Annotated in this window: 22 protein-coding genes and 2 pseudogenes; 13 read left to right on the forward strand and 11 right to left on the reverse strand. The window is 51.6% G+C overall.

All coding sequences use genetic code 11. The annotated features are described in order from the left end of the window. Nucleotides 1-57: 57 nt before the first annotated feature. Both AC23NW_RS34600 and AC23NW_RS34605 read right to left on the reverse strand, forming a co-directional pair. Nucleotides 58-546 (reverse strand): PAS domain-containing protein, encoded by a 489-nt coding sequence (locus AC23NW_RS34600; RefSeq protein ID WP_487455187.1) that lies wholly within the window; start codon nt 544-546, stop codon nt 58-60. A gap of 166 nt (nt 547-712) precedes the next feature. Beyond that, entirely contained in the window at nt 713-3,583 is a 2,871-nt protein-coding gene (locus AC23NW_RS34605; protein ID WP_487455188.1) for an ATP-binding protein, read from the reverse strand. 210 nt (nt 3,584-3,793) lie between these two features. Here AC23NW_RS34605 and AC23NW_RS34610 point away from each other — a divergent pair, with 210 nt between their 5' ends. From AC23NW_RS34610 to AC23NW_RS34620, 3 genes and pseudogenes are all read left to right on the forward strand, one after another. After that, complete coding sequence (locus tag AC23NW_RS34610; RefSeq protein ID WP_487455189.1) at nt 3,794-5,065, forward strand: glycoside hydrolase; 1,272 nt, start codon at nt 3,794-3,796, stop codon at nt 5,063-5,065. A 97-nt stretch (nt 5,066-5,162) separates the two neighbouring features. Continuing rightward, a pseudogene (locus AC23NW_RS34615) lies at nt 5,163-5,252 on the forward strand (manganese catalase family protein); the annotation flags it as partial. Nucleotides 5,253-5,278: 26 nt separating this feature from the next. Then, a complete protein-coding gene (locus AC23NW_RS34620) occupies nt 5,279-6,094 on the forward strand; it encodes a hypothetical protein (RefSeq protein WP_487455190.1) in 816 nt (271 codons plus the stop codon). A gap of 6 nt (nt 6,095-6,100) precedes the next feature. Here the strand turns inward: AC23NW_RS34620 and AC23NW_RS34625 are convergent, their stop codons facing one another. The 3 genes from AC23NW_RS34625 to AC23NW_RS34635 form a co-directional block, all read right to left on the reverse strand. Continuing rightward, nucleotides 6,101-6,541 carry a response regulator gene (locus AC23NW_RS34625; RefSeq protein WP_487455191.1) on the reverse strand — a complete coding sequence of 147 codons (441 nt, stop codon included), beginning with the start codon at nt 6,539-6,541 and terminating at the stop codon, nt 6,101-6,103. Between the two features lie 75 nt (nt 6,542-6,616). Further along, nucleotides 6,617-7,228: a hypothetical protein gene (locus tag AC23NW_RS34630; RefSeq protein ID WP_487455192.1), complete on the reverse strand. Its 612-nt coding sequence runs from the start codon at nt 7,226-7,228 to the stop codon at nt 6,617-6,619. 204 nt (nt 7,229-7,432) lie between these two features. Next, nucleotides 7,433-8,485 (reverse strand): LLM class flavin-dependent oxidoreductase, encoded by a 1,053-nt coding sequence (locus tag AC23NW_RS34635; RefSeq protein WP_487455193.1) that lies wholly within the window; start codon nt 8,483-8,485, stop codon nt 7,433-7,435. 174 nt (nt 8,486-8,659) lie between these two features. Here AC23NW_RS34635 and AC23NW_RS34640 point away from each other — a divergent pair, with 174 nt between their 5' ends. Further along, nucleotides 8,660-9,904 (forward strand): exo-beta-N-acetylmuramidase NamZ family protein, encoded by a 1,245-nt coding sequence (locus tag AC23NW_RS34640; protein ID WP_293844984.1) that lies wholly within the window; start codon nt 8,660-8,662, stop codon nt 9,902-9,904. 317 nt (nt 9,905-10,221) lie between these two features. Beyond that, nucleotides 10,222-10,512, forward strand: coding sequence for an ArsR/SmtB family transcription factor (locus AC23NW_RS34645; RefSeq protein WP_487455194.1), 291 nt, complete (start codon nt 10,222-10,224; stop codon nt 10,510-10,512). Between the two features lie 104 nt (nt 10,513-10,616). On the opposite strand, the pseudogene AC23NW_RS34650 reads toward AC23NW_RS34645, so the two are convergent. Beyond that, nucleotides 10,617-10,799 (reverse strand): annotated as a pseudogene (locus tag AC23NW_RS34650) (SDR family oxidoreductase); the annotation flags it as partial. On the opposite strand from AC23NW_RS34650, the gene AC23NW_RS34655 reads away from it, so the two are divergent. After that, complete coding sequence (locus AC23NW_RS34655; protein ID WP_487455195.1) at nt 10,748-11,122, forward strand: winged helix-turn-helix transcriptional regulator; 375 nt, start codon at nt 10,748-10,750, stop codon at nt 11,120-11,122. The pseudogene AC23NW_RS34650 and the gene AC23NW_RS34655 sit on opposite strands and share 52 nt — an antisense overlap. A gap of 135 nt (nt 11,123-11,257) precedes the next feature. Here AC23NW_RS34655 and AC23NW_RS34660 read toward each other — a convergent pair whose 3' ends face one another. Continuing rightward, complete coding sequence (locus AC23NW_RS34660) at nt 11,258-12,001, reverse strand: SDR family oxidoreductase (RefSeq protein WP_487455196.1); 744 nt, start codon at nt 11,999-12,001, stop codon at nt 11,258-11,260. A gap of 105 nt (nt 12,002-12,106) precedes the next feature. On the opposite strand from AC23NW_RS34660, the gene AC23NW_RS34665 reads away from it, so the two are divergent. After that, nucleotides 12,107-12,451 (forward strand): winged helix-turn-helix transcriptional regulator, encoded by a 345-nt coding sequence (locus AC23NW_RS34665; RefSeq protein ID WP_293845685.1) that lies wholly within the window; start codon nt 12,107-12,109, stop codon nt 12,449-12,451. A gap of 86 nt (nt 12,452-12,537) precedes the next feature. Here AC23NW_RS34665 and AC23NW_RS34670 read toward each other — a convergent pair whose 3' ends face one another. Genes AC23NW_RS34670 through AC23NW_RS34680 form a run of 3 tightly spaced genes read right to left on the reverse strand, consistent with a single transcriptional unit; the run spans nt 12,538 to nt 15,074 of the window. Further along, nucleotides 12,538-13,941, reverse strand: coding sequence for an MFS transporter (locus AC23NW_RS34670; RefSeq protein WP_487455197.1), 1,404 nt, complete (start codon nt 13,939-13,941; stop codon nt 12,538-12,540). 12 nt (nt 13,942-13,953) lie between these two features. Next, the gene (locus AC23NW_RS34675) at nt 13,954-14,628 is read right to left on the reverse strand and encodes a GNAT family N-acetyltransferase (RefSeq protein WP_487455198.1); all 675 of its coding nucleotides are present in this window, start codon (nt 14,626-14,628) and stop codon (nt 13,954-13,956) included. A gap of 35 nt (nt 14,629-14,663) precedes the next feature. After that, a complete protein-coding gene (locus tag AC23NW_RS34680) occupies nt 14,664-15,074 on the reverse strand; it encodes a winged helix-turn-helix transcriptional regulator (protein ID WP_487455199.1) in 411 nt (136 codons plus the stop codon). 66 nt (nt 15,075-15,140) lie between these two features. Between AC23NW_RS34680 and AC23NW_RS34685 the strand changes: the two genes are divergently transcribed. The 6 genes from AC23NW_RS34685 (at nt 15,141) to AC23NW_RS34710 (ending at nt 19,278) form a co-directional block, all read left to right on the forward strand. Next, nucleotides 15,141-15,320, forward strand: coding sequence for a hypothetical protein (locus tag AC23NW_RS34685; protein WP_487455200.1), 180 nt, complete (start codon nt 15,141-15,143; stop codon nt 15,318-15,320). 6 nt (nt 15,321-15,326) lie between these two features. Then, entirely contained in the window at nt 15,327-15,953 is a 627-nt protein-coding gene (locus AC23NW_RS34690; RefSeq protein WP_487455201.1) for an SDR family NAD(P)-dependent oxidoreductase, read from the forward strand. A gap of 611 nt (nt 15,954-16,564) precedes the next feature. Further along, the gene (gene parS, locus AC23NW_RS34695; protein WP_293843034.1) at nt 16,565-16,990 is read left to right on the forward strand and encodes a type II RES/Xre toxin-antitoxin system antitoxin; all 426 of its coding nucleotides are present in this window, start codon (nt 16,565-16,567) and stop codon (nt 16,988-16,990) included. After that, entirely contained in the window at nt 16,990-17,475 is a 486-nt protein-coding gene (locus tag AC23NW_RS34700) for an RES family NAD+ phosphorylase (RefSeq protein ID WP_487455202.1), read from the forward strand. Before parS ends, AC23NW_RS34700 begins: the two co-directional genes overlap by 1 nt. Before the next feature lie 91 nt (nt 17,476-17,566). Further along, on the forward strand, nt 17,567-17,803 hold the full coding sequence (locus AC23NW_RS34705) for a hypothetical protein (protein WP_487455203.1): 237 nt from the start codon (nt 17,567-17,569) through the stop codon (nt 17,801-17,803). Then, nucleotides 17,800-19,278, forward strand: a complete 1,479-nt coding sequence (locus AC23NW_RS34710) for a phytoene desaturase family protein (RefSeq protein WP_487455204.1) — start codon at nt 17,800-17,802, stop codon at nt 19,276-19,278. The genes AC23NW_RS34705 and AC23NW_RS34710 overlap by 4 nt, the downstream gene beginning before the upstream one ends. 15 nt (nt 19,279-19,293) lie before the next feature. Here AC23NW_RS34710 and AC23NW_RS34715 read toward each other — a convergent pair whose 3' ends face one another. Next, entirely contained in the window at nt 19,294-19,482 is a 189-nt protein-coding gene (locus tag AC23NW_RS34715) for a LytR/AlgR family response regulator transcription factor (protein ID WP_487455205.1), read from the reverse strand. Nucleotides 19,483-19,561: the final 79 nt, after the last annotated feature.

The raw sequence follows: 19,561 nt of genomic DNA on the forward strand, positions 1-19,561 counted from the left end.
GATCAGTTTGCGGATGATTTTAACTCACTAATCGAATTTATGACCATGCATAGGGTTTTATGAGAAAGCCCTGCATTCCCAAGTAGCCAGCTCTGCTGCTTTAACCGCCAGCCGGGTACGGGTTTCCTGTTTTTTCAGGGCCTCTTCACCTAGTTTTTTCTCACTGATGTCAATGTTGATCCCGAGCCACTTCTTTATGGAACCGTCGGCCCGAAGGATACGGGTGGCCCTGACATTGGTCCACCGCCATCCGCCCTCAGGGGTCTGCAGCCGGAACTCAGCATTCACCGGCTGTTGCGCTGCTACAGCCTCTTTCCACAGATGCATTGCATACGGGCGGTCGTCGGGGTGGATGGCATTAATCCATCCTTCGCCCAGGTAGCTGTCGAGTGTCTGTCCCGTGCAGGCCCGCCAGCTGGGCGAGTCGGTCACAACAATCCCGTCAGGGTCAGTTTCCCAGATGGCCTGCGCAAAGGAGGCGAGTAAGGTATAATAGTCTGCCGCTGTTGTGACCAGGCTGCCGTTGGGTCGGGGTGTGAGCTGCATAAAAGTCGATGCAGGGTTAAAGGGTTGCTTCCGGATAAACCTGAGAGAACCGGTATGGTATACAAAAGACCGGCCTCGCGATAAGTAAATGAGGGAATGGTAGTACCGGCCGTTTTCCTCATTTTTTAATGCCCTCCATGTAGATCGGACATGTCTGTTCCCGCGCTTATGTACGGCGCTGCTGTAACCGGTGAATGAGCAGATCCAGTTCTGTCATATTTACGGGTTTCACCAAATGACCGTCAAACCCGGCTTCCTTCGTTCGCTGACGGTCCCCGGCCTGCCCATATCCGGTTAACGCAATGATGGAGAGGTTCATTCCCCATGGCTGCTGCCGGATAAGGCGACATGTCTGATAGCCATCCATTTCCGGCATACCAATGTCCAGCAAAATAACATCCGGCTGTATCTGGCCGGCTGTATCAATGCCTGCCCGCCCGCTGTTTTCCGTACAGGTTTCGTACCCTTTCATGCTCAGCAGCATGGAGAGGGTTAAGGCCGCGTCCGTATTGTCATCTACGACCAGAACCCGGCAGCCGGCCGCTACTGCCGGTAGCTCCGGCAGTAAACCAGCGGAGCTTTCGTCAGCGCCAGGTAAGGTGGGCAGGGTTACGGTAAAGGTGCTTCCCTGGCCAAGTCCGCCGCTCCGGGCACTAACCTGGCCACCATGTAACTCGACCAGTTGCCGCACGAGCGTCAGGCCGAGCCCCAAACCACCCTGTGTGCGTGCCAGTGAATTATCTACCTGCATGAACAGCTCAAAAACAGATACGAGCTGCTCACTGGTTAAGCCTATGCCATTATCTGTTACCTCAACAACAGCCTGTTGGCCATTCTGCACGAGACGAAGGCTAATCTGGCCTCCGGGCGGCGTGTATCTGGCTGCATTTGTGAGCAGATTCGTTACGACCTGCGTAAGGCGGGTTTCATCGCCGTCAAGAAAAACAGGCGTTGACGGCAGGAGAACGCTCAGCGTATGGCTGCGTTCATCACACAAGGCTTTTGCCGGCGGCATGGCGTGCTCAATCAGGCTAACCAGGTTGAGGCGGGATTTCCGGAGTTCAATGGTTCCGCGGCTGATGCGGCTTACATCCAGCAGGTCGTCTACGAGCCGTACCAGATGATCGGTCTGGCGGTTCATCATCGCTACGGCCGGCCGGATCACATCCGTCTCACCCGTCATCGACAAAATCTGTAAGCCTGAACGGATCGTCGACATAGGATTGCGTAACTCATGGGCCAGCATGGCCAGAAATTCGTTTTTCCGGTGATCGGCCTTCCGCAGGGCCTCTTCTGCATATTTTATTTCTGTAATGTCGATCGCTGCTCCAACCAGCTTAATGACATTGCCGTTTTCGTCCTGAATCGAATCGGCCCGTTCTTCGAGCCATACTATCCCCTGTGAATCAGGACGTATGATCCTGAACCGGGAATAATAGCCGCCCCCGGTGGTTGCCGCCCGGCGGACTTTCTGCAAATGGGATTCCCGGTCCTCATCATGCACCAGCGAATACCCTTGTTCGGCAAATGTCATGGCGGGGTATCCGTAGACTTCCGCAATATTCGATGTTGTTTCGATTTTATTCTCCGGTACGTTCCATTCCCAGACAACAGTCCGGGCCGTGTTGATGGCCCGTAACAGCCGTTCTTCGGATATGCTCAGCGCTTTTTCCGCCGTTGCACGTTCGACAGCCGCCCAGGTCCGTTCCGCAGTCTCCTCCACCAGTCTGGTCTCATGCGCTGTCCATTGCCGTGGCCGGACGTCATTCACGGCAAAGGCGGCAACATACCGGCCGTTTTTCACGAGCGGAACAACAATCATCGAGCGCACCAGCAGTTTATTGTATCGTTGCCGTTCGGTATCCGTTAAATCAGTTAGTGTGTCAATGTCGTTGACTACCAGCGATTCTCCGGTCGCCAGACGGGCATATACGGAACGGCCATAAGCTGTTTGCGGATGCTGTCCGATGACCGCCGGAATATCCGGCCGGCTGTAGTACTCTTTCGACACAATATGAACGTAACTGCCGTCCGCTTCTTCCGCCACAAAATAAAAGGCCCGTGAAACACTAAGCTCACAACCGAGGCAGCGGGCTGCCTGTTCCTGAATACTGTTGGTATCGGTCAGGGTACGTAAGGTATCCGATAGCCGCAACAGGTAGGCCTGTTGGTGTTCGATCAGCTTACGGGCGGTAATGTCTGTGGCGGCTCCGACCCACTCGACAATCCGGCCCTCGTCGTCCGGAATCGGAATTGCCCGCGAATTTACCCAGCCGGTGGAGCCATCCCGGCGCACTACCTGATGTTCAGCCTCAAACGGCGTTTGTTGCCGGATTGCCAGCTGAATAAATCCCCAAACCCGCTTTTGCTCTGCCTGCGGGATATAGTGATCCATCCAGTGATAATTCACGGTAGACGAGCTTTCCAGATAGTCTTTTCCGTCCAGCTGAAGCATGGCCGTCCAGCCGGCATTCATCGAATAAACAATTTCAGAGGTGGCTTTCAGTAACCGGCTGAACCGTAATTCGCTTTCCCGTAAAGCCTGTTGTGCGCGCAGCCGGTGCTGTTGTTCCAGCACGCGGTCTGTGGTATCAAAGACCGTGACCAGTATACCGCCCACCTTGCCGGTCTCCTCCAGTACCGGACTATATGCCAGTGTGAGCCACACGTCTTCGGGTTGCTGCCCCGACCGCGCAAGGGGGTATAGGGCATCTTCAAACGAGAACGATTCACCCTGCCGGACCCGCTCATAAATGGGGTAGTTGATGTGCCAAACCTCAGGCCAGACGAGTTGCGTTGGCCGGCCAAGGCCTTCAGGGTGTTTATTGCCCATCAGGTCCCGGTAGCCATCGTTGTAAAGCTGGATCAGGTCGTTCCCCCAAAGTATGATGTTTGGAAACGGGGAGGCCAGTACCATCTGGGCGGCCGTCCGCAGGCTTTGAGGCCACCGGTCAACCGGCCCCACTGTTGTTGCTGACCAGTTAAATGCCCGGCAAAGCGCACGCATTTCGCCTGGTCCTTCGAAAATCCAGTCCATATTGCTTCAGGATGCGCTCCACATCAGGGGTTAATAAGCTTAGCTGTATTATTGAAACGAACGGTACTCCGGAAAGTTAGCAGACAGCGATTAATATGATCAATAAGCCTGTTGTAACGCTCCCCGTAAACTTATTTTTTTTCGCATCATGTAAGCCTGTCGTATCCGTATACGGTTAATCCCTGCACCTTTCACGCAGAAAATCAGGCAATGACAAATCAAAAAGCGGCTATTTGGGGCGGTATTGAATGTACCATAAACCGCGTTGGCCAGGTATACTATAACCAGCTGATCCGCAGCGGACACGCAAACCGGGTATCAGATATTGACAGACTGGTCGGATTAGGGCTGAAAACGGTACGGTATCCGCTGCTCTGGGAAGCCTTAGCCCCCCATAAACCGGATTCGATTAACTGGGAATGGGCCGATGAGCGGGTTAACCGGCTGGCTGACACAGGTATCCGGCCCATTGTTGGCTTAGTACATCACGGTTGTGGTCCGCGGTATGCAACGTTTACCAATCCGGAGCAGTTTGAAAGCGGTCTGGCGGCCTACGCCCTGAAAATAGCCGCACGATACCCCTGGATAACCGCATATACACCGGTAAATGAGCCGCTCACCACGGCCCGTTTTTCCGGCTTATACGGTCACTGGTATCCACACCGGACGTCGGCTGTTGCCTGTCTGTCCCTTTTGTTTTGCCAGTGCCGGGCTATCATCAGCAGCATGGCGGCAATCCGGACTGTCAATTCGGAGAGTAAACTGGTTCAGACCGAGGACCTGGGCAAAACGCATAGTATTGCGGCAATCGGGTATCAGGCCGATTGGGAAAATGAACGGAGATGGCTGACCTGGGACCTGTTGACCGGCCGGTTTACGCCGGCACATTCCCTTTGGGATTATTGCCGGTGGCTGGGGTTTACCGAGCGGGAGCTCTGGTATTTTGCCGAAAACCCATGTTCCCCGGATGTGATCGGCATTAACCACTACATTACCAGCGAACGATACCTGGACGACCGGCTATCGCTTTATCCGGAACACATGCACGGTGGCAATGGACAGCATCGCTATGTTGACACGGAAGCTGTCCGGGCGGCACCGGCTAAACGGGTGGGTTTGCCGGTGCTTCTAGCAGAAGCGTGGTCGCGCTATAAGATGCCGCTTGCGTTAACTGAAGTGCATATAGGCTGTACGCCTGACGAACAAATCCGCTGGCTGCAGGAAGCATGGCAGGCGGCCCAATCGGCCAACGAAGCCGGTATACCGGTTTCTGCCGTTACGGCGTGGGCGCTGTTCGGGTCGTATGACTGGCATTGTCTGGTAACCCGCCCGGAAAATCACTATGAGCCTGGTGCCTTTACATGCGCGGGAGCCTTACCGGCTCCCACGCTCCTGAGTGACTACATCCGGTGCCTGGCTACGGGGAAACCGGTACAGGGAATTGTGCCGCCGGGTAAGGGGTGGTGGCATCCGTGTTTGTAGGACCGGTGTTCCCGAAACCTCATAAACCGCCGGCAGAACCGGGACCGGGTGCTGCTACCGGGGTTAAAAAATAACGTTCAACCTAATTTGGTACAGTATGTTTTATCACGACAAGAAGCTTCAGTATACGGTTAAAGTGGATAAGCCTGATCCACAGGTTGCCCGGGCCCTTCAGCAGGCAATCGGCTACAGGGCTTTCAACAAGTTAACACTATGAGACTAACAACTTACTTTCCGAACCATTTACCCAAAGTCATGGGTATTTGCCTGATAATATTCCTGTCATGTTCCAAAGGCGGAGGACCTTCCAGCTCTTCGGGCACCGGTGCCTCTGCCGGAACAGGTGATAATACGATGGCCCGTGAAGTATCCGGAGTCTGGCTGTTAAGTCCTGATTTTAAGTATGATCTGCGATGCAACTACCTGAATCCTGAAGTAATGCGGGCGCTATTTAAAGTCGGTGAGGACGCATCGTTTACGCATACTGACCAGCCGGATGGTTGTGCAATCAGTTGGAACGGTGAGTCGGTCCGGCTACGGTTTGATGAAAATTCACCGTTTGAGTCAACCTTTCAGTCTGAATATGCCTTTACACAATATTTCAGACCAACCCCGAAAGCAGAGTTAACGAAAGAGCCGCCGACGTTTTATACAGAAGAAAATAATTTGTCGGGCCCGAAAACCGAAGGTACTAATGCGCAGCAAGGCGTTCCGTACGGCGAGGCGCAATCCCGGCGTGACTCGTCAGCACGAAATGATACCACCCGGTTGTCAAGGCCAAATCCAAACAAAACGATTGCATCCGAGGAACTGGTAGCCAATAAAAAGCCTTTTCCGAATACCACGCTGGTCAACAATGTCGGTGATAAGGCCTTGTGGGAGCCTGCTCAGAAAACGCTGCATGTATTGTATCTGAACCATGTGTTTCATATATCCGTGAAAACTACCGGTCCGGATGCACAGGCACGGCAAGGGGCTGCAGCGTTAGCACGGTTAATAATTGACAAGCTGTTTAATGAGCAGGCCTGACCCCCTTTATTGATTTATGTATTTCAGCCAGTAGCTCTTCAGCGTCAGAAATAACTCCTGCCACTGAAGAATCGAATTGGGTTTTACAAGATAAGAGGAGCATCCGACCAGGTATGACTCCTCTATATCTTCCAGGTTTTTTGACGCACTCAGAATAACAATAGGAGGGAACCGGAAGTACGACCCGCTCTCCTTAATCCGCTGTAACAACGCCAGTCCGTCTTCGCGGCCGGGCAGGTATAAATCGAGTAAAATCAGCCGGGGCATTTTTGTCGTATTTTCGGCATTATCTTCCAGATAAGCCAGCGCTTCTTTTTCGTTTGCGGCAAAGACCGGTACAACTTCAGAAAAATTCTGTTCAATAACTGTCCGGATAATGGTGCACTGATCGTCGTTATCGTCAATCACCAGAATATGATGCTCTGTATTTTTTTGTTTTTGTCTCATACCGTTTGTCAGTAAGCGCGCAGTTTCCGCGTCACTTACCATAGATTTTTACTGCCTTACCAATACTGACTGCTATCAGACGTCCGTATGTATCAGACCTGATAATGTACTGTAGGCATCCGTCAGCTTTACCAGATTTCTGCGGATAATTTCTGTAAACTGTTCTCTGTCAGTTGAGGTTGGCATGCTTGCGGATAGCATAGCAGCACCAATGATAATACCTTTAGTACCCCTGATATCGTGAATAATGGTCTTTTGCGCCTCCTGATCAGAACAATTGGTTGTCTGGCAGGACATCTCTGTGCCAGGAAGGAAACAAATGCGCGCTAAGCTGTTATAGAGGGACCTGACAGTAGTTGCCGGCATATGGCCCTGTTCGGCCAGATAATCAGCAATCAGCGTATCAACCGACACCCACAACGGTCTGGTGATTAACAACTGTTCAGTAGAGGTGGTAAGAATTGTTTCGGAAGTAAGCTGATTAATCAGTCTGTTTGTCAGCTCGTGTTTCAGGCAAAAAACATAGAGGCTGAAATAGCATAAAATCCCTTCCATATAGGTGGGGGAGGCCGTGTCAACTGTCGAATCCGGTTTGGTAATCAGATTAATAATCCGGTCAACATGCTTTACGCAATAGGTACTGAATTCACCCCTGAAGTGATCATCGTCAATGTCTGCCCCTTCCATACACACATTGTCTTAAGGCCTTTAATGAATAAGGTCACATAGATATATGAAAATCCAACACAGATTAAATCCATGCACTCAAATTGGTGTATTTAATGAGCTTTCGGTCTGACTATACAAAAATCGGGGAGAACGGATTACACCGTAGTCTCCCCGACGTTGCCTTACCTGGTTTACAGGAATGGCTGATCCTTTTAACAATGCTCAGTCAGTGGCCTGTTTCTGGTGAAGTTGCGGTTTTACCAGCTCTTCATTGAGTTCAGTCATGATTTCGGCGAATCGCCGGGTAGAATGAAGTCTGTCCTGTAGATTATACATCGCGGATACAGCGATCAGTTCATCAACCCCGGTTTGCTCCAGGAAATTGATTACCTGCTGTTTAACCGTTTGTTTACTGCCGACAAACGAGTATTTCAGCATTTGCTGTACGGAAGGATGATTAACCATTGCGCGCAGTTCCGGGGTCATTTCGGTAGGCGGTGATAACGGTGCTCTGTCGCCGGTTAACAATCCCACAAACATGCGGATCAGGCTGGTAAATAAATGATGCGCTTCTTCATCGCTGTCGGCCACATATATATTCACCCCGGCCATGGTATAGGGTTGGTTCAGTACTGCAGAAGGCTGAAACGTGTGCCTGTATATGTTGAGCGCGTTTAACAGATGGGTAGAAGCAAAGTGGCTGGCAAACGCGTAAGGCAAACCTCTGGCCGCTGCAACATGGGCACTATCCGTGCTCGATCCTAAGATATAGACTGGTACCCCGGTTCCTTCGGCGATGGCCGCCCGGACCGGAGACTGTTTATTCGCTGCCGAAAAGTAACCCTGAATTTTGTCTACTTCTGCCGGAAATGCCTGCGCTGCCCGCATAAAATCAGAGCGTATAGCCTCTGCCGTGCGTTGATCCGTGCCCGGAGCCCGCCCCAGCCCTAAATCGATGCGGCCCGGGTACAGGTGTGCCAGGGTACCAAACTGTTCCGCAATGATCAACGGAGAATGATTCGGCAGCATAATTCCCCCCGAGCCAACACTGATGGTCCGGGTATTTTCAGCAATATAGCCGATCAGCAGGGAGGTAGCACTACTGCCGATATGATCGGAATTATGATGTTCTGCCAGCCAGAAGCGTTTGTAGTTACTGGCCTCGGCTTGTTTGGCTAATGCCAGGGCATTCGTCAGCGTTTGCCGGAATGAACTGCCCGCCGAGACAATAGCTAGCTCCAGCATTGAATAGGCGATTGGCCGGTTATGTGTCATAGTTAATACGGACTTGAATCCAGATTAGCGCTTGTTGTAACTATTATCACAAAAGCAATTCAGTAAAAGTTTCCTTAACCCGCTGGTGCTACCACGGATTATGATACGTAACCTGATTTACCTATATTACCACCTTATGGTCCGGAGACAGCTTCCTGATACCAATACTAAATTATGAATAGTCTAAAAATGATGCGGGTTACCGCCATACTTTGCCTGCTACTGGCTGGCATTGACAACAGCTATGCTCAGGCACAACGGGTGTCGTCACCCCGACCTTCGGCCCAAAAGCCCCGTGTGATAACAGGAGCCGACCAGACTGACCTGTACTTGCCGTATTTAAGAGGAAAACGAATCGGACTGGTTGCTAATCAGAGTTCACTTATCGGCAGCAAAAGCAGCGTAGACAGTTTATTGAGTCTCGGAATTAACATTGTCAAAGTGTTCGGCCCTGAGCATGGCTTCAGAGGGAATGCCAGTAACGGGGCAGCGGTAAGTAATGAGAAAGACGCTAAAACCGGCATTCCGATTATATCGCTGTACGGAAAAAATGAGAAACCAACACCGGAACAGTTAGCCGATGTTGACCTGATGGTATTTGATATTCAGGATGTGGGCTGCCGGTATTATACCAACATTAATACACTGGAATATGTCATGGAAGCCTGTGCCGAAAACAACAGGGAACTCCTCATTCTGGACAGGCCGAACCCTAACGCTTATGTGGTAGATGGGCCGGTGATGACCGACGATAAATATAAATCGGCTATCGGGATTCATTACATACCGATGACCCACGGGATGACCATCGGCGAATTCGCCCAATACCTTAACGGTGAAGGCTATTTGCCGAAACAATGCAGGATCAAGGTAATAAAAGTGGCCAATTACGATCATACAACACCGTATACCCTGCCAATAAAACCATCCCCGAACCTGAATACGCAGCAGGCCGTACTGCTTTTCCCGAGCTTATGTATGTTTGAAGGAACGGCTATCAACGAAGGCCGGGGAACATACATGCCCTTCACGATTCTGGGAGCCCCTGCCTTAAAAGGTACCTATTCGTTTTCGTATAAACCGGTAAGTATTCCAGGCATGAGTGAACGGCCAAACCAAAAAGATTCTGTTTGTTATGGAATTGACCTTCGCGGTTTTGATATAACAGCGTTGCAGAAGCGTCGCCAGCTCAATTTAGCCTGGGTGATTGAGCTCTATAAGGCTTATCCGGATAAGGCCGGTTTTTTCCAGCCGGAACGGGCCAACGGTGTATCTCCCTTTGATCTGCGTATTGGTACAGACCAGCTTCGTAAGCAGATCATAGCCGGCATGTCGGAACAAGAGATCAGAAAGAGCTGGGAGCCGGGGTTGACAAAATTTAAAGCGATCCGTGCCAAATACCTATTATATCCGGATTGATCAGGGGTGGGGGTTCCGGTTAGAATATGCAGGCTGTTAATTGCTTTGTCAAGACAAAATCAACAGATAAGATTAAACGTGTGCCCCCAGGACTAATTTTTAACCTGTAATCACCTATGACAGATTTATAACGTAATAGTTACTCAATGTCCGGAAAACCGGATATGATCCTGTTTTCAACAACAGGGATAATTGTTTTTTTAGCTGTAACCGGAAAACCATGAGGGTTCTACTAAACGTATGTATTAGGCCAGTCAAAGGGGGGGTATTCAATGCTGAATACCCCGGGTCTATACACAGCAGTTTACTGAACGTTTATGAATTTAACTTTACCTCAGATTATTGGAAAAAGGGCCGATCACCTCAAAGCTGTGGCTCACCCCGTCCGTCTGCAGTTAATCATGCTCCTCAGACAGGCGCCGGACGGATTCAGTGTAACGGAGGCCCAGCGGCTTCTGGCAATTGATTATACAACTGTATCACATCACCTGAGCCTGCTGCGGGGGAAAGGTCTGGTAACGGCAAGAATTAAAGGGAATGAACGCTGGTATTTGCTCAGCGACACACGGCTGGCCGACGCGGTCTGCAGCCTGTTTGAGTTAGCATAGAAAGCGGGCATCGCCCGCTTTTTTAGTAACGATACAGTCAGAAAAAAGCGCAAACGCCACGGAAAAAGGCGTGTCTCCGTGGCGTTTGTGCGAGTAATGCTGCATTAAAGCAAATGCCAGTCGGTACCAGTAAACTGGTTCCACCGGCCACTATTTTTTGAGTGGATGACTTTAGAAGCCATACATCCCCCCGACACCGAAAGTTGTTCGCCGGTAATCCTGGCTGCATCATCGGATGCCAGAAATACGGCAGCTTTCGCAATGTCTTTGGGTTGCCCTCTGCGACCAAGGGGTGTATACGAGGGCTATCGGCACGATTGGCAATAAATGGAAACCCATGATTATTAATGTAATCGGCACCCGTACCATGCGTTTCGGCCAGTTAGATGCCATCGTCCCCCATATTTCAAGGAAGGTACTGACCGAGCAATTAAAAGAGCTGGAAGAAGACGGGTTGCTGGAACGATTGGCGTATAAAGAAATACCGCCGAGAGTGGACTACAAGCTGTCTGAAAAAGGCCTTGCTTTTCTGCCGATTTTAGAAGCCATAAAAGAATGGAATATTAAATGTGAAGTAGCGGTGATGCCGGAAGAGACGGGTTTAGGATAACTAACCGGCAGGCAGCTCTAAGCATGTTTCTGCCTTAAAACACGTTGATTGCCACATTACCGGGCATCTACACATAAAAGCCGGAAGCTATAGACTTCCGGCTGCCCTTACGACGTCTTGATTGCCGCGGTTATTTTATTTCGTGCTATAGGGCAGATAGCCCCCGTCAACAGTAACGTCTGCCCCACTGATAAAGCTGGCGGCATCAGAAGCCAGGAATAAAACCGTCTTGGCTATTTCATCCGGCGTACCGATCCGCTGAAGTGCCGTCGATGCCGCTAAATGCGGTTTCGCTTCCGGGGGTACGACAGAATCAAGGCCCGGCGTCTGGATGGGACCGGGACTAACAATATTTACCCTGATCTTTCTGTCGGCTAGTTCATTGGCGGCAATTTGTGCAATCTTATTTAAGGCACCTTTCGTGGCCGAATATACGCTGGTACCAATTCCGGCGGCCGTTGCCACAACCGACGAGGTAAGGATGACCGACGCTCCATCGGCCAGATGAGGCATCAGCTTTTGAAGTGTAAAGTAAGGCCCTTTCACGTTGGTACTGAACTGGGCATCAAAATCGGCTTCCGTGGTCTGCGCTATCGGGCCAAAGGTGGCAATGGCGGCATTGAGAAACAGTACATCCAGTTTAATTCCGTTTTCGGCTACAACGTTTGCTAACGCTGCAATACCTTCCAGGCTTGATGTATCAGATACAATGGTTTTTAGTTGGGAACTGTTAATTTCATCCGCCGCCTTTTGCAGGTTACCGGCACTTCGTCCGGTTATCCATACAGTTGCCCCTGCATGGATAAAGGCTTTCGCGGTTGCTAATCCTATTCCGGTACTGCCCCCGGTTATTACGACATGTTTATTGGCAAAGCTCATTGGTCAAACATTTATTTTGTGTTGCTGCAAACTTAGCCTGATCTGGTTTATTTTTGTAACTTCATAGCTAAAAGTAACAGTAACTTTCGGGTAACCAGGTAACGTATGACAGACGCAAAATGCCACAAAAAGGATATCATGGCCATTCACGATGCCATGGACATATTGAGCGGGAGATGGAAAATTTCCATTATTTCCTCGCTTTGCTATTACAACAAGCGGCGGTTTTCGGAAATCCTCAATGACCTTTCCGGCATTTCGAATAAACAGCTGAGCAAGGAATTAAAGGAACTGGAGCAGAATAAGCTCATTAAACGGACAGTGCTGGACACCCAGCCTGTGTCGGTTCACTATAACCTGACGGAATACGGCTGGACATTACAGGACCTGATTCATGGTCTTGCGGATTGGGGTACCAGGCATCGGGAGGTAATTTTCAGTGAACCGTAAAGGCGGCCGTCCGGCTGTATACAGGTACGTGTTTGTTTACCGGATGGCAGCCGGTACCGCTGCTGAACGAATCCAGCCAGCATACATCAGTCCGTTACCATGCTATTGGCTGCCTTACCGGCTGGTAATGTGAGCACCAGCAGGACCATTACAAACAGCGTCAGTAGGTTGGCTGCCGAACCGAACAGGAAGGCTGTCTGGTAGTTGCTTTTCTCCAGGACAGAGAAAAATAAACCGCCTGTTGCCGCTATCCCGAAGGCACCGGCAGCCTGTTGAGCCGTGGAATAGATTCCTGCCGATGCACCGGCAAAGGGAGCCGGTACACTGCGCAGGGTAACATTCAGCAGGGTTGAATACGTAAAACCAGCCCCGGCTCCGTGGAGTAGCAAGACCAGCCCGATAACCATAAGTGAAGGGGTTGAACCTGTAAAGAAAACTAATTGCAAAGCAGTTGAAACAGCCATCAGAAAAACCCCCGCCAATACCGTCTGTTTACTGTTCCGGCTCACCAGCTTCATGGACCATAGGGAGCAAAGCAGCATACACCCTCCCCACAGCACGAAACAGCCGCCGGAAACGAGCGGAGAAAAACCGTATCCATTCTGAAAGAGCAGTGCCGACATCAGCAGAAAGGAACTATGCATGATAAAGCAGCAGATGACTGCCCCGATACCCCTCGTAAAGTCAGGAATCAGAAACAGATCCATATCAATGAGGGGCTGTTGCATTCGTTTCTTCTTTACCTGCTGATGCCGATAGAATGCTACAAATAAGCCAGCCGAAACCAACAGCAGGAGCATACACCAGACTGGCCAGCCAAGCTCGCGCCCCTGAATCAGGGGAACAATAAAGCAAATGAGGGCACCGGTCAGCAGAAGTACCCCTTCCAGATCAAACGCCTGTTTATGCTCCTGCCTGGTTTCCGGTAAATACCGAAAGCCCAATACGACTGCCGTCAGGCCAATCGGTACATTAATAAAGAAGATTAACCGCCAGCCATCAACCCAAAACTGAAAAGAGGTCAGGAACCCGCCCAGGAATTGACCCAGCATACTGGCCAGTCCCAGGGTAATGCCATACCAGCCGATGGCCTTTGTCCGTTCGTTGGCATCGGGGAATAATACCTGAATAAACGCGATCGTCTGAGGCACCATGAAGGCGGCAGTTATACCCTGGAGAAAACGGGCCGTGTTCAGAAAGAACGGTGTGTGTGCGAGGCCACACAGGGCGGATGCCAGCGAAAACCCAAGCATTCCGGCCAGGAAGACATTTTTCCGGCCAAAATAATCTCCGCTGCGTCCGCCTGTGACAAGCAGACAGGCGTATGCCAGCAGGTAGAGGGCAATCACCAGCTGCAGCTGCGCTTCGGAGGCATGAATGCCTTTCCGGATTGCCGGTATAGCCACATTGATGATGAATACATCAATTACCGACAGGAGTGGCGCTGTCAGAACCAGTAATAATGAAATCCATCTGGAGTTGTTTTTCATGGCTGACGGAAATCAGGGCTTGGCAACAATATAAATAATCATTCCGGACCGGGTAACAAAGCCCATCTGCTCATAAATCCGGTAGGCCCGGGCGTTATCGGCCCGGACATGGAGGTAGGGGATTTTGCCGTCTGCCCGGATCCGGCAAATCTGGTTGTTGATTAACCGGCGGGCATAACCCTTGCCGGTATGGTCAGGGTGCGTGCAGACGGCACTAATCTCGACATGGGTACCATTATCAAACCGGCGACCTGCCATAGCGACCAGCTCGTCACCATCAAAAATGCCCTGATAGCCCCCGAACTCAATGGTTTGCGGGAGAAAAGGTCCCGGCGGATTGAGTCTGGTCAGCGCAAGCATGGCGGGAACATCGGCCCGGGTTAAGTCTGTCAGGCTGTCTTCCTCTGCCGGCACTGGCCCCTCATACAGCATCTGAAAGCCGTCAATGCGGTTTACAAGCACCCAGGGCGAGGGGTCGGGCAGGGGCTCATGCGTAAACAGGGCAACCGGCTGCTCATACGGAATGATATCCCGTAGCGCCTCAAAATGGCCACGGGTATGGCCGGCAACCCCCACAAAAGGTGCGACCTGCGGGGGGTAATATTTCGCCTGGTCACTGCCCAGCGCAATGGATTGGTTACCCGATGTCAGGGCTGACCAAACCGGATTATCCAGTGGATGACTCATAGAGGTAGTGATCTGATAATTGATTGGTATACTGCTTACTCGTGACGTCTCAGGTTCTCCTGAATGCGCCGGATTGTGCCTTCTTTATCCTGCTGCAATGCAGATAACAGCTGCGTGTTCAGGCCTGGTGGATTGTAGACCGACCCCCACAGACCGATTTCAATGATTACGGGTACCAGCGAAATGCTCTTTTCGGTCAGCCGGTACAAAAACTTAGATTTTTTATCGGCAGCGACCTGTTTGGTTACAAACCCATAGGCTTCCAGCATACCGAGCCGGTCTGCGAGGATATTGGTGGCAATCTGCTCTTCAGAGTTCAGAAACTCACCATACGTTGATTTATTATTCAGGGCCATATCCCGTATGATTAGCAGTGACCATTTGTCGCCAATAAAGTCCAGTCCATAACTCAGCGGGCATGCCGACCGTGGCTTAATGTCTTTCATAAAAAGTGTTAATTTAACTTGCAATTTGCAAGTGAAATTAACACTAAAAATAACATAAACAAAACAATGTCATTAGTAAAGGCCTTTGAGTGGCGCTATGCCACCAAACTAAATGATACATCCAGACAACCGGAGAATGATGAGGTGGATGACCTGTTGCGTGCGGTTCAGTTAGCACCCTCGTCGTATGGCCCTCAGCCTTATCAATTAGAAAAACAACCAATGTCTGACAAAAATCAATACTAACTAATTATGATTCTAACTAACAAAACCGCCCTTGTCACCGGTGGCGGATCGGGGATTGGCTATGCAATTGCCAAACTGCTGAAAGAAAAAGGAAACCATGTCATTCTGGTTGGCCGCAATACGGCTAAACTACAGAAAGCGGGGCGTGAACTCGGGGTAGAAGCCCTGACCTGCGATGTCAGCAACCAACAGGACATTGAGGCGCTGGCGGCCCGGCTTAAAACTGACTATCCGACACTGAGCATACTGGTCAACAATGCCGGTGTTGCCCGTTTATACCGGCTTGGCGAAGGAGCGGATGCCTATCAGAAAGCCCGGCAGGAATTTGAGGTCAATTATTTCGGTCCGGTTTTATTAACAGAAAAGCTCCTGCCCCTGCTCAAAAAGCAACCCGAAGCGGCTATTGTCAATATAACGTCTAATGTTACGTTTCACCCGTTGCTCATTTTACCTACGTATTCTGATTCTAAAGCAGCCCTGCACTCGCACACAGTCGCCCTGCGTCTGAGTCTGGAAAAAATACGGCTATCAAGCTGTATGAAGTCATGCCCTCGCTGGTTGATACGGAAGCGACGAAAGACATGGGCGGTCATACGGGTATGGCTCCCGGGGTCTTTGCCGAAACGACCGTAAAGGGCATTGAAAATGATCAATATGAAATTTATGTGGGAGAAACGGCCAGTCAGCGGACAGCCTATTTCGCAGATCCTGTTGCGGCAGTACGTGCATTCAATAAGGGTTTATGAGAGTTGCATGATGCCGTCGGGCGGACCTTTCCGTAAGTCATCACTATACGCGGCTGATTACGCCCTGGCAGCGTTTAATCAGCCGCATATATGCTTTTCTGATGCATTTGTCCATGCCTGAAAAATAAACAGGGGGCACAGAAACCGTATTTTTGCTGTTCACTTTCGCGTTTATAATATGCTCAGGCTGCACCGTCTAAGGGTATTTCTGTCTGCTTACGGACAACGGGTGCTCCTGGTGTGGCCTATACCTATCAATGGTGCGGGTATATGCCGGTACAGTGTCAGACGGCGGCAACGTTATTTGGTAATTACCGTAACGGTCCCGGCCGGCAGATTACCGGTGCCTGCCCCGGGCACAAATGGATCAGACTGATGAGGCCTGAATAATTCCGCAAGCCACAGCATTGATAGTTCCGGTCTCATTATGAACCGGAACTATCAAAAGATTGTTATATTGCTATCAAATGAGCATGTCATTCTCTGAATGGATCAATCATGGCAACGCAAGCACCTGCTTATACCAGCGGGCATAAGCCCTTTTTTCAGCCTATGACGGCGCTTCAACTCATCGATCGCTCCCGTCAGGGGCTGACGGGTACTGAGTCCGGACGAATTGCCGGACTTTTGGGGGTTACCGATAAGGAGATGGCACGGCTACTTAACCAATCGGTAGCCACCTTCCACCGGCAGGCTAAGGCGGAACGGCTCGATGCTGCTACGTCCGAAAAGCTGCTGCTTCTGGGGCGTCTGGCCAGTTATGGAACAACGGTTTTTCAGGATCAGGGCAAATTCAACCGCTGGCTAAGCCGGCCCCTGCGCCTGTTGGGCAACCGGTCCCCGCTGGATCTGCTGGACAGTACAACCGGCGTCCAGCTGGTTGAAGACATCCTGGGACGCATTGACTATGGTGTCTTTAGCTAATGGCGCTGACGTTATACCGGATCCAGACTGACGCACACCACGACAGCATCCTGGAAGGAACGGGGGCCAGGCTACGCGGTGGACGCTGGAATGCGAAAGGGCGGCCAATGGTTTACACCGCTACTACACCGGAACTATGTTTTCTGGAATACATGGTACACCTGGATGGCACGCCTTTAGCGGACTTGCCTCCCCTGATCCTGTGTGAAATTGCCGTACCCGATCACTCCATACACGCGATCAGCGTAGACGAGCTGCCGCCGGGCTGGGATAATCCCTATGCGACACCTGCCGGCCTGTCACAGTTTGCCGAACAGCAGTTCGCGCTCCATGCGTGCCTGTGCCTGGCGATCCCTTCCGCAGTAGTACCCCTGTCTCCGTCGCGTAATGTGTTGCTGGATCCGTTGCATAGCCTGCACCGTGAGTGCCGGATCCTGTCGATTCAGCCTTACCCGATTGACCCGCGCTTACCAACGGCAGGATAGGTACCAATTCTGTGCATGTTGGGGCTATGAGTCCGTATTCCGATTAGTCAGTTAAGCCTGAAAATGAAAAGTCTTTTGTAAAGCATGGGGTATGCAAAAACAGGCAAAGCAGAAACAAGCCGTTCTCTTTAACGTTAACATACTTAGCCAGACAGTTACTTTAATCAGTAGCCGCGTGACCGACGATACCGGCTATACCCAGCCGACCATGCAGCAACTGCTGGCCGCCAGGGGGCCTGAGATGGGTGGTTATCACCTGAATCCGGTAACGGGCTGGCTGCTGAAACCGGACGGGCGCGTACTGCATAAACCAGAAAGCTGGCGATGAGTGATTTACAAAAGAAATATGATGCCGTCGTAGTTGGGTCCGGTCCGAATGGATTGAGTGCCGGCATCGTTCTGGCACATGCCGGCCTATCGGTTTTGATACTGGAGGCGCGCCCAACCATTGGCGGCGGTACCCGCTCAGCGGAACTGACCTTGCCCGGCTTCGTGCATGATATCGGGTCGGCCATTCATCCGATGGCGGCGGGATCACCGTTTTTCCGGAGCTTGCCCTTACATGAACATGGCCTGTCATTTATCGTTCCGGAAATCGCCGCCGCCCATCCGTTTGAAAACGGGCGGGTAGCCGTCCTGAAAGGGTCGGTAACGGAAACGGCCGGGCTGCTGGGTGAAGACGCGAAGGCGTACCAGGCGCTATTCTCATCGATTGTTGCCAGATGGCCGACGCTGGCGCCCGATCTGCTGGGACCCCTGCGCTGGCCGGATCACCCGATTGATCTGGCACAGTTCGGGCTCAATGCGCTGTTGCCGGTTACACAGCTGGTACAACGGTTTAAAACGCCTGAGGCACAGGGGTTACTGGCCGGCATGGCTGCCCACTCGGTTTTACCGCTTACCAACCTGACTACCTCAGCCATTGCCCTGGTACTGATGGCCGCCGGTCACCGGCATGGCTGGCCGCTGCCCAAAGGAGGGTCGCAGACCATCGCGAATGCCCTGGCCTCTTATTTTAAATCGCTTGGGGGCGAAATCCGGACTGGTTTTGAGGTTCGCTCGATGAAGGATATACCGAACGCAAAGGCTGTTTTGTTTGATCTTACGCCAAAGCAGCTCCTGCGCATCGCCGGTCAGGAATTTTCCGGGGTGTATCGGGGCCAACTGGAGCGCTTCCGGTATGGAGCCGGCATCTTTAAAATTGACTGGGCCCTTGACGGGCCGATTCCCTGGAAAAATCCGTTGTGTCACAAAGCCGGAACCCTGCACATCGGTGGAACGCTCGACAACATTGCTGCCGGAGAACAGGCTATTTACGATGGCAAGCTGTACGACAAACCCTATGTACTTCTGGCCCAGCAAAGTCTGTTTGACCCGACGCGGGCACCCGAAGGAAAACATACCGGCTGGGCGTACTGCCACGTGCCCAACGGCTCGACGGCCGATATGACCACACACATCGAACAGCAGGTTGAGCGGGTGGCTCCCGGCTTCCGCGACCTGATTCTGGCACGGCACACGATGAATACCACTCAGATCGAAGCCTGGAATCCGAATTACATCGGGGGCGATATCGGCGGCGGGATGATCGACATTGGTCAGCTGTTTACCCGCCCGACCATCAGCCTGAGCCCGTATGCAACCTCTGCATCGGGGATGTACATCTGCTCCTCCTCAACCCCGCCGGGCGGAGGTGTTCACGGCATGTGTGGCTACCATGCGGCGCGGGTCGCCTTGCGGAACAGCTTCGGCCTTACGCCGGGCATTAAGCTGTATACGGATGGTAAGCGAACTACGTCATGATCCGTCAGCGAACGGCTAGCGCAGACGGTCCACTAACTCACGCCGGTAGGTAAGCCCTACCGGAAGGGTGGCGTCGCCTACAAACACCTCATTCCCGCTCAGGCGCCTGATTTTGTCCAGAGCTACGAGGTAGGATTTGTGTATGCGTATAAACCGGCCGTCAGGCAGTCGCTGCTCCAGCTCCGTCATCGTCAGGGGGGTAATGTAGGGGTTCTTTTAGCAACGGGACAAAGAATTACGCTAAGGAATTTTGATCTACCCGCTCCGGCGCACCGGTTCGGCC

It is taken from the genome of Arsenicibacter sp. R0_47 (genome assembly GCF_057652235.1).

What these genes read in the sequence shown, in the direction of transcription:
- AC23NW_RS34670 (WP_487455197.1), bottom strand. Translation starts at nt 13,941, where the DNA reads ATGAAAAACAACTCCAGATGGATTTCATTATTACTGGTTCTGACAGCG.
- AC23NW_RS34645 (WP_487455194.1), top strand. Translation starts at nt 10,222, where the DNA reads ATGAATTTAACTTTACCTCAGATTATTGGAAAAAGGGCCGATCACCTC.
- AC23NW_RS34620 (WP_487455190.1), top strand. Translation starts at nt 5,279, where the DNA reads ATGAGACTAACAACTTACTTTCCGAACCATTTACCCAAAGTCATGGGT.
- AC23NW_RS34600 (WP_487455187.1), bottom strand. Translation starts at nt 546, where the DNA reads ATGCAGCTCACACCCCGACCCAACGGCAGCCTGGTCACAACAGCGGCA.
- AC23NW_RS34655 (WP_487455195.1), top strand. Translation starts at nt 10,748, where the DNA reads ATGCCAGAAATACGGCAGCTTTCGCAATGTCTTTGGGTTGCCCTCTGC.
- AC23NW_RS34625 (WP_487455191.1), bottom strand. Translation starts at nt 6,541, where the DNA reads ATGAGACAAAAACAAAAAAATACAGAGCATCATATTCTGGTGATTGAC.
- AC23NW_RS34675 (WP_487455198.1), bottom strand. Translation starts at nt 14,628, where the DNA reads ATGAGTCATCCACTGGATAATCCGGTTTGGTCAGCCCTGACATCGGGT.
- AC23NW_RS34665 (WP_293845685.1), top strand. Translation starts at nt 12,107, where the DNA reads ATGACAGACGCAAAATGCCACAAAAAGGATATCATGGCCATTCACGAT.
- parS (WP_293843034.1), top strand. Translation starts at nt 16,565, where the DNA reads ATGGCAACGCAAGCACCTGCTTATACCAGCGGGCATAAGCCCTTTTTT.
- AC23NW_RS34700 (WP_487455202.1), top strand. Translation starts at nt 16,990, where the DNA reads ATGGCGCTGACGTTATACCGGATCCAGACTGACGCACACCACGACAGC.
- AC23NW_RS34640 (WP_293844984.1), top strand. Translation starts at nt 8,660, where the DNA reads ATGAATAGTCTAAAAATGATGCGGGTTACCGCCATACTTTGCCTGCTA.
- AC23NW_RS34610 (WP_487455189.1), top strand. Translation starts at nt 3,794, where the DNA reads ATGACAAATCAAAAAGCGGCTATTTGGGGCGGTATTGAATGTACCATA.
- AC23NW_RS34685 (WP_487455200.1), top strand. Translation starts at nt 15,141, where the DNA reads ATGTCATTAGTAAAGGCCTTTGAGTGGCGCTATGCCACCAAACTAAAT.
- AC23NW_RS34635 (WP_487455193.1), bottom strand. Translation starts at nt 8,485, where the DNA reads ATGACACATAACCGGCCAATCGCCTATTCAATGCTGGAGCTAGCTATT.
- AC23NW_RS34660 (WP_487455196.1), bottom strand. Translation starts at nt 12,001, where the DNA reads ATGAGCTTTGCCAATAAACATGTCGTAATAACCGGGGGCAGTACCGGA.
- AC23NW_RS34705 (WP_487455203.1), top strand. Translation starts at nt 17,567, where the DNA reads ATGCAAAAACAGGCAAAGCAGAAACAAGCCGTTCTCTTTAACGTTAAC.
- AC23NW_RS34680 (WP_487455199.1), bottom strand. Translation starts at nt 15,074, where the DNA reads ATGAAAGACATTAAGCCACGGTCGGCATGCCCGCTGAGTTATGGACTG.
- AC23NW_RS34710 (WP_487455204.1), top strand. Translation starts at nt 17,800, where the DNA reads ATGAGTGATTTACAAAAGAAATATGATGCCGTCGTAGTTGGGTCCGGT.
- AC23NW_RS34690 (WP_487455201.1), top strand. Translation starts at nt 15,327, where the DNA reads ATGATTCTAACTAACAAAACCGCCCTTGTCACCGGTGGCGGATCGGGG.
- AC23NW_RS34630 (WP_487455192.1), bottom strand. Translation starts at nt 7,228, where the DNA reads ATGGAAGGGGCAGACATTGACGATGATCACTTCAGGGGTGAATTCAGT.
- AC23NW_RS34605 (WP_487455188.1), bottom strand. Translation starts at nt 3,583, where the DNA reads ATGGACTGGATTTTCGAAGGACCAGGCGAAATGCGTGCGCTTTGCCGG.